The organism is Agromyces sp. CCNWLW213 (assembly GCF_037199545.1).
Classification (GTDB): Bacteria; Actinomycetota; Actinomycetes; order Actinomycetales; family Microbacteriaceae; genus Agromyces.
Genome location: NZ_JBBBDX010000002.1, coordinates 204,565 through 216,949, shown reverse-complemented (window position 1 = coordinate 216,949; position 12,385 = coordinate 204,565). Strand labels below are relative to the sequence as shown.

The window sequence follows — 12,385 nt, the reverse complement described above, 5'->3', positions numbered from 1 at the left end:
GGGCGCCGCGGCGCATCGGGGCGGCCCGGCCGGGCCTAGAGGTCGGCGTGCAGCTGCCAGACGCGCTCGGCCGAGTCGCGCCAGTCGAAGGCCTGGGCCCGGTCGGCGCCCGCGATGGAGAGCCGCTCGGCGACGTCGCGCTGCTCGACGACGACGGTGATCGCCGCGGCGAGCCGGTCGACGTAGCCGCCGCCCACCCCGACCGGCACGGCGATGCCCGCGTCGGCCGCGACCTCGGCGTACGCGGGCGTGTCGGAGTGGATGACGGGCACGCCCAGGCCGAACGCCTCGATGAGGGCCGTCCCGTCGCCCTCGTCGTGGCTCGGCGCGACCACGGCCGTCGCCCGGGACAGCACCACCGCGTGGGCGGCCGCGTCGGTCGGCTCCACCGCGAGGACGCGCGACGGGGCCACGCCCGCCTCCTCGGCCACCGTGGCCAGGTGCTGCTCGCCCCAGGTCTGCGGCCCCAGCACCACGAGCGGGATCTCCGGCACGCCGGGGCGGGCGAGCGCGTGCAGGACGTCGACCAGGCCCTTGCGCGGCTCGAGGGTGCCCTCGACCGCGAGGTACTCCGCGGGCAGGCCCAGGCGTCCCGCCACGTCGTCGGCGTCGGCCGGTACGGCGAGGCCCGGACGGGCGGCGGTGCCGATCACCCGGATGCGGTCGCCGAGGTCGACGAACTGCGCCAGCCGCTCGGCGAGCGCGTGCGTCGGCACGACGACGGCGTCGGCATGGCGGCGGGCGCGCTTCAGCATGGCCTTCTGCCACGCGACCGAGGACGAGGTCAGCGACTCGGGGTGGGTCCACGCCAGCACGTCGTGCACGGTGACGACGACCTGCTCGCCCGGAACCGTGCGATCGTGCCGGCGCAGCGGCGCGAAGAGGCTGGGGGCGTGGATCATGCCGCCGCCGGGAGAGGTCGTCAGGCCGAACTGCCACGCCGCCGCGAGCTCGCGACGCGCGAGGCTCGACTTGTAGAGCCCCGACAGGCCGGGGAAGGTCTCGAGGAGGCGGTCGTAGTCGCTCGGGAGCGAGCTGGAGACGACGCCCTCCACCTGGCACCCTCGTGGCGCGGTGGCGATCAGGGCACCGGTGAGCGCCTCGGCGTATCGGCCGACGGGCCCGGGCACGGGCGCGACGACCTGGTCGACGATCACGCGGAGCGTGGTGGGCATGCCCCTCCCTCGGATGCTCGTGCGGCGGCCCGTCAACTGTAACGGTCGCACGCGGCCCGTGTCCCCGATCCGGGGGGTGCGCGTGCACGGCGACCCGGTCCGGACAGGGCAAGATGGATGGGTCCCGTCCCACCGAGATCCGAGAGCCGATGAGCCCCAGCACCGCATCCGCGCGCGTCGTCGCGGTGGTCGTCGCCTACAACCGCCGCGACCTGCTCGCCGAGGTGCTCGCCGCGCTCGCGGCACAGGAGACGCCCGTCGCCCGGATCGTGGTGGTCGACAACGCGTCGACCGACGGGTCCGGAGACGTCGCGCGCGCCGCGGGCGACCTCGTCGACGTGGTCGACCTCGCCCGCAACACCGGCGGGGCCGGGGGCTTCGCGGCCGGCATGGCGGTCGCGATGGCCGACCACCGGCCCGACTGGCTCTGGCTGATGGACGACGACACCGTGCCCGAGCCCGCGGCGCTGCGCGAGCTCCTGACGGCGGTCGGCGGCACCGACGCGGTCGTGGCCGGGTCGCGGGTCGTCTGGTTCGACGGCAGCGAGCACCCCATGAACACCCCGCGGGCCAAGCCGTTCGCGGGCCGGGGCGAGCGCCGCGCCGCCGGAGTCCGATCGGTCGTGCCCATCCGCAGCACCTCGTTCGTCTCGATGCTCATCCGCGCCGATGTCGTCCGCGAGGTGGGCCTGCCGATCGCCGACTACTTCATCTGGAACGACGACTTCGAGTACTCGACGCGGGCGCTGCGCGGCCGGCGCGGCGTGCACGTGCCGGCATCCGTCGTCGTGCACAAGACGCGAGTGCTCGGGTCGACGGATGCCGACCCCGGGGCCCGGTTCTACTACGAGGTGCGCAACAAGCTCTGGATGTTCCGCCGGTCCCGGGGCCTCGCGCCGTGGGAGAAGCTCCTGTACGGCGGCTCGAGCGCCCTCCGGTGGCTGCGCACCTTCGTGCGCTCCGCCGACCGGACCGTGCTCGCCGACGGCTGGCGGCGGGGCTGGCGCGACGGCACCCGCTTCCGGCCCCGGCCGAACGCCGACGCGCTCGCCGGGCTGGGCCGGGCCTCCGACGCGGTCGCGGCGGTGGAGGCGCCGTGAGCGAGCCGTTCTCCCTCCTGATGGCCGTGTACCGCGGCGACCATCCCGTGCACTTCGCCAAGGCGTTCGCCTCGAGCGTCGAGGCCCAGACGCGGCGTCCCGCGCAGGTCGTCCTCGTCCAGGACGGCCCGGTCTCGCCCGGGCTCGAGGGCGCCATCGAGACGGCGATCGCCCAGTCGCCCGTGCCCGTGCTGCACCACCGGATCCCCGACAACGCCGGGCTCGCGCACGCGCTCGCCGAGGGGCTCGCGCGCTGCGAGCACGACATCGTCGCGCGCATGGACGCCGACGACATCTCGCTTCCCGAGCGCTTCGCCGCCCAGCTGCCCCTCATCGAGGGCGGACTCGACCTGGTGGGAACGGGGATGCTCGAGTTCCTCGACGACGACGGCTCGATCGTGGGACGACGCGTGCCGCGCACCGAGCAGGCCGAGATCGAGCGGTTCGCCCGCTTCCACGATCCGTTCAGCCATCCCACCGTCGTCTACCGGCGGAGCGCGGTCGAGCGGGCCGGCGGCTACCAGCCGCTCGGCCTCATGGAGGACTACTGGCTGTTCGCGAGGATGATCCACGCCGGCGCGCGCGTCGGCAACCTCGCCGAGCCGCTCCTGATGTACCGGGTGGGCGACGGCGCGTACGCGCGGCGCGGCGGTCGCGCCCAGTGGAGCAGCGAGATGCAGCTCCAGCGCGCGCTCCGGCGCATCGGCTTCACCACGCGCCTCCAGTACGCGCGGAACGTGCTCGTGCGGGGCACGTACCGCTTCGTCCCCGAGCCGATCCGCCGCCGCGCCTACCGGCGGCTGATCGCCCGGGGATCCAGCGCCGACCACGCCTGATCCGCCGCCGGCAGCCGGCGCGCGAGTCGTCGGGGGCTCACCCGCCGCGATGCGACGCGCCGGGAGCCAATACCCCTGGCGGTCCGCACCCCGCGCCTAGCATGAGGCCCGTGTCCCCGCGTGCGGGGACGGTTCGGGGGATGTGCCATGGCGTCGATACGCGCGATGATGACGACGGCGGCGACCGTGGTCGCGCTCGTCGCGAGCGCGCTCACGGCGCAGGCGGCGATGCCGGCCCAGGGGGCGGCGGCCGCGGATCCGAAGAACTTCAACCCCGGCATGATCATCAGCGACCAGGTCTTCTACGACAGCGCCTCGATGACCGCCGCGCAGATCCAGAGCTTCCTGAACGCTCGCGTGCCCACGTGCGCGAGCGGCTACGTGTGCCTCAAGAACTACTCCCAGGCCACCACGAGCCAGCCGGCGCGGAGCGAGGGCTGCGCCGCGTACGCCGGGCAGGCGAGCGAGACGGCGGCCGTCATCATCTTCAAGGTCGCGCGCGCGTGCGGCATCAACCCGCGCTCGCTGATCGTGCTGCTCGAGAAGGAGCAGGGCATCGTGTCGGATGCCACGCCGTCGTCGCGCCAGTACCGGTCGGCGACCGGCTACGGGTGCCCCGACACGGCCGACTGCGACGCGAACTACTACGGGTTCTTCAACCAGGTGTACAACGCGGCCTGGCAGTTCCGGAAGTACCGCGCGAACCCGGGGATCCGGGCGTACCAGGCCGGTCGCTGGAACACGATCCTCTGGCACCCGAACACGTCGTGCGGCTCGTCCCAGGTCTACATCCAGAACCAGGCGACGGCGGGCCTCTACGTCTACACGCCCTACCGGCCGAACGCGGCGGCGCTCGCGAACCTGTACGGCACCGGCGACGCGTGCTCGAGCTACGGCAACCGCAACTTCTGGCGGATCTTCACGGACTGGTTCGGCTCGACCAGCGCGCCGGCGGCGCCGGCGCCGGTCGCCGTCGCGACGGGAGGGATCCCGCTCGTGTACGCCGTGGACGGCGCGGGCGCGCTGTTCCTCTACCCGGGCACGGGCGCGGGGGCATGGCGCACGCGGTACCAGGTGGGCACCGGCTGGGGCGGCATGAGGTTCGTCGAGGGCGCGGGCGACGTGACGGGCGACGGGCGGCGCGACGTCCTCGCGGTCGACGGCGAGGGCCGGCTCTGGACCTATCCCACCGACGGGACGGGACGCTTCCTCGACCGGGTCGCCGCCGGCACGGGCTACGGCGACGCGACGGCGCTCATCTCCGCCGGCGACTTCGACTCGGACGGCGACCAGGACGTCTTCTCGCGGGACGCCTCGGGCACGTTGCGCCTGCACGCGAACAACGGCGCCGGCGTGTTCGCGCCGCCGACGGCCGTCGGCCTCGGCTGGGGCGGCTTCACGGCGCTCGTCGGCGGCATCGACTTCGACGGGGACCGCCGTCCCGACGTGCTCGCGCGCGACGCGAGCGGCGGGCTCTGGCTGTATCCCGGCAACGGCCGGGCGGGCTGGGGCACCGCCGAGCGCGTCGGCAACGGATGGAACACCCTGACGGCGATCCTCACGCCCGGCGACTTCGACGGCGACGGGGCGGCCGACGTCCTCGCGCGCGACGCAGCGGGCGCGCTCCGGCTCTACCCGGGCGACGGGACCGGCGGCTGGAAGACGCCGAAGGTCGTCGGCAACGGCTGGGCCGGCATGAAGACCATCTCCGGTCCGGGCCCGAAGGCCGGCGCCGCCGTGGCGCTCACCACCGGCGTGGGCGACCTCACCGGCGACGGCACCCGCGACCTCATGGCCCAGGATGCCGGGGTCGGCACGTGGATCTACCCCTCGAACGGCAGCGGCGGATGGCTCGCTCGCCGGAATGCACCCGGCGAGTGGTCGGGGCTGGACGCGCTGATCGGCGCCGGCGACTTCGACGGCGACGGGCGGCGCGACGTGCTCGGGCGGGATGCCGCTGGCGACCTGTGGCGCTACCCGAGCGACGGGGCCGGCGGGTTCGGGCCGCGCGTGAAGGCCGGCAACGGGTGGGGCGGATTCACCATCGCCGGCGCGGGCGACGCCGACGGCGACCGCGACTGGGACCTCGTCGCGCGCGACGGCTCCGGCACGCTCTGGCTGTACCCGGGCGACGGGGCCGGCGGATTCGACCCGCGACGCAGCCTCGGCGGCGGCTGGCAGGACCTGCGCTGGCTGTTCAGCCCTGGCGACTTCAACGGCGACGGCCGGGCGGACCTCATCACGATCACCGCGGCCGGCGACCTGCGGCTCCACCCCGGCGGGGCGAGCGGCTACGGCAGCCCCGTGAAGATCGGCAACGGATGGCAGGGCATGACGTGGGTCGGCAGCCCGGGCGACTTCGACGGCGACCTCCTGCCCGACGTGCTCGCGCGGACGGCCGACGGGGCGCTCCGCGTCTACCCGGGGAACGGCAAGGGGGGCTGGCTCACCGTCCGGCAGGCGGGCAACGGCTGGCAGGCCATGGAGCTCATCGGCTGAGGCCCCGCCCCGCCCCGCGCCCGTCCCGGAGCCGCCTCCGGCGGTCCGCTAGGATCGTCGGGTGTGCTGCGCGAGGTCAGGGGAGTGACGGCCGCCGCCGGCACGGTCGCGGAGATCGTCATCGCCGTCCATGACGCGCGGCGCCCGGTCGGACGCGCCATCGGTTCCATCGTCGGCGCCGATCCCGGGCACGGGCCCGTCGCAGTGACGGTGGTCTGCCACAACATCGCCGTGAGCGAGTTCGCCGAGACGGTCGCCCGGTTCGACGCCCACCCGGTCCGCTGGGTCGAGCTGCACGACGGGCTCCGCAGCCCGGCCGGCCCCTTCAACCACGGCCTGGCGCTGGCTGAGGCCCCGTACATCGGCGTGATGGGTTCCGACGACTGGTTCGACCCGGGCGCCGTCGAGGCGCTCCTCGGCCACCTCGAGCGCGATCGTCCCGAGGTGCTCGTCTTCCCCCTGCGATACCAGGACGGGCCGCCCATGGCGAACCCGCTGAGCCGCCGAGGCCGCCATCGGCGGCTCGATCCCGTCCGCGACCGTCTGGCCTATCGGACCGCCCCGCTCGCGCTCATCGAGCGGCGACTGCTCGACGAGCTCGGCCTGCGGTTCACGGCGGGCCGCCGCACGGGCGAGGACGCGATCTTCTCGGCCCGGTTGTGGAACCTCGCAGGCCGCATCGACTTCCACCCGGGCGATCCCGGCTACGTGATCGGCGCCGACGCGGAGGAGCGCGTGACGACGGGACCCATGGACGTCGCTGACGAGACGGGCCCGTACCTCGAGCTGTTCGCGTCGTCGTGGGTCACCGAGCTGCCCGTCCGCAACCGCGAGGCGCTCGTGGTCAAGACGCTGCGCATCCACCTGGTCGGCTCGGTCGTGCGACGTGCGCTCGACGGCACCCTCGGACCCGCCGAGCACGACGCGTACCGAGCGCTCGCGCGGGGGGGCCTCCGCCTCGCACCGCGAGCGCTCGCGCCGATGGCGCGCCGCGACCGGGCGATCCTCGACCTGCTCGCCTCGGAACGTCCGGCCGACCTCGAGGCGGTGCGGTCGGCCGGGCGCCGGCGGAACCACGCCGGCCGGATCGACCGGCTGGTCCCGCGCGACCTGCGTCGCCTGCTCGCGCGCGAGTCCGACCTCCGCCGGCTGCTGCGCTACGTGGGATGGCCACGATGACCGCCGACCGGGCGGACGAGAGGGGAACGATGACCCGACCCGAGCTGCTGATCCTGTCGTTCTCGTCCATCGACGGCGACGCGCGCGTCCTCAAGCAGGTGCGCCTGTTCCGCGAGCGCTACGCGGTGACGACCTGCGGGTACGGCCCCGCCCCCGAGGGCGTGGCCCGGCACATCCGGATCCCCGACGACCGGTCCGCATCCGAGCTCGCCGGCCGCCTCATCACGCTCCGCTGGTACCGGCGCGCGTACTGGTCCGTCCCCGCGGTGCGCTGGGCGCGCGAGGCGCTCGGCGGCCTCTCGTTCGACGCGGTGCTCGCGAACGACCTCGAGGCGGTGCCGGTCGCGGTGCGGCTCGCCGGCGGTGCCCGAGTCCACGCCGACCTGCACGAGTACACGCCGCGGCTCCACGAGGAGCACGAGGCGTGGAACCGCCGGATCCGGCCCTTCCATGAATGGGTCGCCCGCCGGTACGCGTCGCGCGCGGCATCCTGGACCACGGTGAGCGGCGGCCTGGCACGCGAGTACGAGCGCCGGTTCGGCTTCCTCCCGCGCATCGTGACGAACGCCGCCCCGTACGCCGACCTCCGGCCGACGCCCGTGGCCGATCCGATCCGGATCGTCCACAGCGGCGCGTGCCTGAAGAACCGCAACATCCTCGCGATGGTCGACGGCGTGATCGCCGCCGCACGGCCCGTCACGCTCGACCTCTACCTCACCCCCAACGACCCCGGGTACCTCGAGGAGATCCGGCAGCGTGCGCTCGGCAGCGCCGGCCCCGACGGCGTCCAGCGCGTCGTGCTGCACGATCCCGTGCCGTACTCCGACCTCGTGCGCACGCTCAACGAGCACGACCTGGGCATCCACGTGCTGCCGCCCGTGAACTTCAACAACGAGTGGGCGCTGCCCAACAAGCTCTTCGACTACGTCCAGGCACGCCTCGGCGTGGTCGTGGGTCCCTCCTCCGAGATGGCGCACTACGTGCGAACGCACGATCTCGGCGTCGTCGCCGACGACTTCACGGCCGAGGCGCTGACCCGCGTGCTCGACGGACTCGACCGCGATCTCGTCGCGCAATACAAGTCCTCGGCCGACGGCGCCGCCGAGGCGATGTCCGCCGAGGCGCAGGTCCACGTGTGGGCGGAGTGCGTCGACCGGATCGTCGACGGGCGGGTCGCATGAACGGGCGCCGGCTCCTCATCATCTCGTTCTCGAACCTCACCGCCGACGCGCGGGTGCTGAAGCAGATCCGCGAGTTCACGCCCGACTACGAGGTCACGACGTGCGGTTACGGCACGGCTCCCGAGGGCGTGGTCGACCACGTGCGCCTGCCCGACGATGCTCCGGCCTGGCGCTACGACAAGGTCTCGGTCGTCCTGCGCCGATTCCGGCGCGCGTACTGGACCAACCGCGCCGTGGCCGCGGCGTGGTCGCAGCTCGAGGGGCGCCGCTTCGACGTGATCCTCGCCGACGACGTCGACACGGTCCCGATCGCCCTCCGTCTCGCGCCGTCCAAGGGGGTGCACGCCGACCTGCACGAGTACGCCCCCAGGCAGAAGGAGGACGTGCTCGTGTGGCGGCTGTTCCTCGGCCCGCTCATGCGGTGGCTCGTCCGGCGGTCCGTCACGCGGGCCGACTCGGTCACGACCGTCGGACAGGGCATCGCCGACGAGTACCGCCGGGTGTTCGGCATCGACGCCGGGGTCGCCACGAACGCCGCCCCGTACGTCGACGCGGCGCCCGGCCCGGTCGGCGATCCGATCCGGCTCGTGCACAGCGGCGCGGGCCTGCGCGACCGGAACATCATGGCGCTCGTCGACGCGGTCGAGGCGGCGTCCTCGCGCGTGACGCTCGACCTGTACCTCACCGAGAACGACCCGAGCCTCATCGAGGAGCTGCGCGGCCGCCAGTCCGCGCGCGTCACGCTGCACCCTCCCGTGCCCTACGCCGAGCTCTCGGCGACCCTCAACCGGTACGACGTGGGCATCCACGCGCTGCCGCCGACCAGCTTCAACAACCGCTGGGCGCTGCCGAACAAGCTCTTCGACTACGTGCAGGCCCGGCTGGGCGTGCTCATCGGACCGTCCCCGGAGATGGCGCGGATCGTCGAGCAGTACGGACTCGGCGCCGTGGCGAGCGGATTCGGCACGCCCGAGCTCGCCGCCGAGATCGACCGGATGGATGCGGCGACCGTCGCGCGCTGGAAGGCCGCGTCGGATGCCGCGGCGCACGAGCTCTCGAGCGCGAGCCAGGTCGAGGTGTGGCGGCGAGCGATCGACGCCCTCGCCGCCCGGCCCGGCTCAGCGTGAGCGGCGGAGGAGCTCCTCGATGACCCGCTCGGCGGCCCTGCCGTCGCCGTAGGGCGTCGCGTCCGTGGGCGCGGGCGCCTGGCGCGACACCGCACGACGGATCTCGTCGCCGCTGTTGGCGAGCACGTTCCATCCGAGCTCGACCGTCTCGACCCACTCCGTCTCGGTCCGGACCGTCGTGCACGGCACCCGCAGGAGGAACGCCTCCTTCTGGAGACCGCCCGAGTCGGTCACGACGCCGCGGGCCGACAGGGTCGCGTTGATGAGGTCGGGGTAGGCGAGCGGGGCGTGCGAGACGAGCGACCCGGCGTCGAGGTCGATGCCGTGCTGCTGGGCGCGCGCGATGACGCGGGGGTGCGCGAGGAGGACCACGGGGTGGTCCATCGCGGCGAGGGACTCGACGATCATGCGCAGCCGCGCCGGGTCGTCGGTGTTCTCGGCCCGGTGGATGGTCGACAGCGAGTAGCCGCCGGGCTCGAGGCCGAGCTCGTCGAGGAGCGCGACCGGCCGGCCCTGCTGGGCGTCGCGCACCTGCATGAGCACGTCGGTCATGACGTCGCCGACGACGACCGTGCGCTCGGCGAGGCCCTCGTCGGCGAGGTGGCGCGCCGCGACCTCGGTCGGGGCGAGCAGCAGGTCGGCCGCGTGGTCGGTGAGCACGCGGTTGTGCTCCTCGGGCATGCGACGGTTGAACGAGCGGAGGCCGGCCTCGAGGTGGGCCACCGGGAGGTGCAGCTTCACGGCGCTGAGGGCGGCCGCGAGGGTGGAGTTCGTGTCGCCGTAGACGAGCACCCAGTCGGGGGCGTGTTCCTCGAACACGGCGTCGAGCGCGCCGAGGATGGCGCCGGTCTGCACGCCGTGGGAGCCCGAGCCCACGCCCAGGTGGACGTCGGGCGCGGGGATGCCGAGGTCGTCGAAGAAGACGTCCGAGAGCATCGGGTCGTAGTGCTGGCCGGTGTGGACGATCTCGTGGTCGACCCCCGCGGCGGCCGCGGCGTGCGCGATGGGGGCGAGCTTGACGAACTGGGGGCGGGCGCCGACGACGCTGATGACCTTCACGGGCCTCGATTCTACGTGGGCGGGGCGGTGCTAGCGTATTCGGGTGAAGGTCCTGGTCGTCTCCACGTGGTTCCCGTCCGCGTCCGCACCGGCCTCCGGGGTCTTCGTCCGACGCGACGTCGAGCTGCTGCGTCGCACGCACGAGGTCGACGTGCTGCACCTGCACCCGCCCGGTGCGGTGGGGCCGGCGGATGCCGCGCCTGGCGTCCGTCGCCTGGCGATGTCGCCCTCGAACCCCCTCGACGTCCTGCGTGCGTCGCGCGCGCTCCGCGCCGGCATCCGACGCTACGACCTCGTCCACACCATGTCGCCGTCGGCCCTCCTGCCCTTCGCGCCGCTGCGCGTCCGAGTGCCCTGGGTGCACACCGAGCACTGGTCGGCGCTGCTCGACACCTCCACCGTCGGACTCCCGGCCCGGCTCGGACTCCGCGCGGCGCTGCGGCTCATGCGCCGGCCCGACGTGGTGGTGGCCGTGAGCCGCGCCCTCGCCGACCACCTGGCGGTCCGACTCGGGCGCGCGGTCCGCGTCGTCGCCAACGCGGTCGACGGCCCCGAGCACCCGACGCCGCGAGCGCGCCCGGGCGGACCGCTCCGGCTCGTCGCGGTCGGCGGTCTCATCCCGCGCAAGGGACCCACGGTCGCCGTGGAAGCGGTCGCCGAGCTCCGGCGTCGTGGCCACGACGCGCGCCTCGCCTGGGTCGGCGAAGGCCCGCAGGGGCCCGAGGTCGCCGCGCTCGCCGAGCGGCTCGGCGTCGCCGATGCGGTCGAACTCGTGGGCGGGCTCGCGCCCGAGGGCGTGCTCGACGCGCTCGCGGCATCCGACGTCTTCATCCTGCCGACGTCCGTCGAGACCTTCGGGGTCTCGATCGCCGAGGCGCTGCTGAGCGGCCGGCCGGTGGTGGTCGGAGCCGAGGGCGGGCAGCGCGACTTCGTGCGCGAGCCCGACGGCGTCCTCGTCCGCGAGCGGACCGGTCCGGCCTACGCGGACGCGGTCGAGCGCTCGTTGGAGCTCACCCGCGACCGGAGCGCCGAGAAGATCGCCGCACCGCTGCGCGAGCGCTTCGGCCCGCAGGCGCGCGCGGCCGCCTACCGGGCCGTCTACGCCGAGGCGATGCGCGCGCATGGCTGAGCGGCCGCTCGACGTCGACGTCGTCATCGCGGTGCACGACCCGGACCGCGCGATCGACCGCGCCGTCCGCTCCGCGCTCGCCTCGCGCGCGGCGCTCCGCGTCACGGTCGTGTGCCACGGCCTGGCCGCCGCAGAGGTCGCGGATCGGCTCGGGCCGCTCGCGCGCGACCCGCGCGTGCGCCTCATCGAGCACCACGACGGCATCCCGAGCCCGACCGGCCCGTTCAACGCCGGACTCGACGCGGCGACGGCGCGCTTCACCTCGATCATGGGATCCGACGACGAGCTCGAGCCCGGTGCGATCGACGCCTGGCTGCAGGTCGCCGACCACGACGGCGCCGAGGTCGTCATCGCGCCGCTGCGCCACGCGGGCGGCGCGCGCATCCCCACCCCGCCCGCCCGGCCCCTGCGCGCACGTGGGCTCCACGTGGTCGCCGACCGCCTGCACTACCGGAGCGCGCCGCTCGGACTCGTCTCCCGCGCGCGCTTCGGAGCGGCGCGCATGATGGCGGGCGTCCGCGTCGGGGAGGACCTCGACTACTCCGGGCGGCTGTGGTCGTCGGGCGCCCGCATCAGCCTGGCGCGGCGTAGCCCCGCGTACCTCGTGCACGACGACGCGCCCACGCGCGTCACGTTCACCCCGCGCCCCGTCGCCGACGAGCTGGCCTACCTGCCGCGGCTCCTCGAGGCGCCCTGGCTCGTCGGGTCGCCGCTCGGCGAGCGCACGGCGTGGGCGGCCAAGATGTGGCGCATCAACGTGTTCGGCGCCCTGTACTACCGCAGCGACCACGCATGGTCGCGTGGGGACCGCCACGCGCTGGCGGGCCTCGCCCACGACCTCGCGGCCTTCGCCCCCGATGCGCTGGAGCGGCTGTCGCGGCTCGACCGCGACCTGGTCGACGCCGCGGCCGACGAGTCGGTCCCCGATGACGAGCTCAACCGCCGGGCCAGGGCGCGGCGGCGGTTCGCCAGTCCCGGCGCGGTCCTGACGAGGCGACTCCGGTTCACCTGGGCGCGCGAGGCGCCGATCCGCTACATGCTCGCGACGCTGCTCGCGAGCCGGTGACGGATGCCGCGGGGCCGCCCCGGCACGCGAGCGG

General features: G+C 74.4%; 10 protein-coding genes. 8 read left to right on the top strand and 2 right to left on the bottom strand.

What is annotated here, in order from left to right; translation table 11 throughout:
- Positions 1-35: 35 nt before the first annotated feature.
- Positions 36-1,175: a glycosyltransferase gene (locus WBQ80_RS05285; protein ID WP_336572994.1), complete on the bottom strand. Its 1,140-nt coding sequence runs from the start codon at positions 1,173-1,175 to the stop codon at positions 36-38.
- A gap of 149 nt (positions 1,176-1,324) precedes the next feature.
- Between WBQ80_RS05285 and WBQ80_RS05280 the strand changes: the two genes are divergently transcribed.
- The 6 genes from WBQ80_RS05280 (at position 1,325) to WBQ80_RS05255 (ending at position 9,097) form a co-directional block, all read left to right on the top strand.
- Positions 1,325-2,275 (top strand): glycosyltransferase, encoded by a 951-nt coding sequence (locus WBQ80_RS05280; protein ID WP_336572995.1) that lies wholly within the window; start codon positions 1,325-1,327, stop codon positions 2,273-2,275.
- The gene (locus WBQ80_RS05275) at positions 2,272-3,111 is read left to right on the top strand and encodes a glycosyltransferase (protein WP_336572996.1); all 840 of its coding nucleotides are present in this window, start codon (positions 2,272-2,274) and stop codon (positions 3,109-3,111) included. The genes WBQ80_RS05280 and WBQ80_RS05275 overlap by 4 nt, the downstream gene beginning before the upstream one ends.
- 147 nt (positions 3,112-3,258) lie before the next feature.
- Positions 3,259-5,610 carry an FG-GAP-like repeat-containing protein gene (locus WBQ80_RS05270; protein WP_336572997.1) on the top strand — a complete coding sequence of 784 codons (2,352 nt, stop codon included), beginning with the start codon at positions 3,259-3,261 and terminating at the stop codon, positions 5,608-5,610.
- A gap of 63 nt (positions 5,611-5,673) precedes the next feature.
- Positions 5,674-6,789: a glycosyltransferase family 2 protein gene (locus WBQ80_RS05265; RefSeq protein ID WP_336572998.1), complete on the top strand. Its 1,116-nt coding sequence runs from the start codon at positions 5,674-5,676 to the stop codon at positions 6,787-6,789.
- Between the two features lie 29 nt (positions 6,790-6,818).
- Positions 6,819-7,970, top strand: coding sequence for a glycosyltransferase family 1 protein (locus WBQ80_RS05260; RefSeq protein WP_336572999.1), 1,152 nt, complete (start codon positions 6,819-6,821; stop codon positions 7,968-7,970).
- Positions 7,967-9,097, top strand: a complete 1,131-nt coding sequence (locus WBQ80_RS05255; protein ID WP_336573000.1) for a glycosyltransferase — start codon at positions 7,967-7,969, stop codon at positions 9,095-9,097. Before WBQ80_RS05260 ends, WBQ80_RS05255 begins: the two co-directional genes overlap by 4 nt.
- Here the strand turns inward: WBQ80_RS05255 and wecB are convergent.
- Positions 9,089-10,156 carry a non-hydrolyzing UDP-N-acetylglucosamine 2-epimerase gene (gene wecB / locus WBQ80_RS05250; protein WP_336573001.1) on the bottom strand — a complete coding sequence of 356 codons (1,068 nt, stop codon included), beginning with the start codon at positions 10,154-10,156 and terminating at the stop codon, positions 9,089-9,091. The genes WBQ80_RS05255 and wecB overlap by 9 nt on opposite strands.
- A gap of 43 nt (positions 10,157-10,199) precedes the next feature.
- Between wecB and WBQ80_RS05245 the strand changes: the two genes are divergently transcribed.
- Together WBQ80_RS05245 and WBQ80_RS05240 are read left to right on the top strand one after the other, a co-directional pair.
- Entirely contained in the window at positions 10,200-11,285 is a 1,086-nt protein-coding gene (locus WBQ80_RS05245; protein ID WP_336573002.1) for a glycosyltransferase family 4 protein, read from the top strand.
- Positions 11,278-12,351: a glycosyltransferase gene (locus WBQ80_RS05240; protein WP_336573003.1), complete on the top strand. Its 1,074-nt coding sequence runs from the start codon at positions 11,278-11,280 to the stop codon at positions 12,349-12,351. The genes WBQ80_RS05245 and WBQ80_RS05240 overlap by 8 nt, the downstream gene beginning before the upstream one ends.
- Positions 12,352-12,385: the final 34 nt, after the last annotated feature.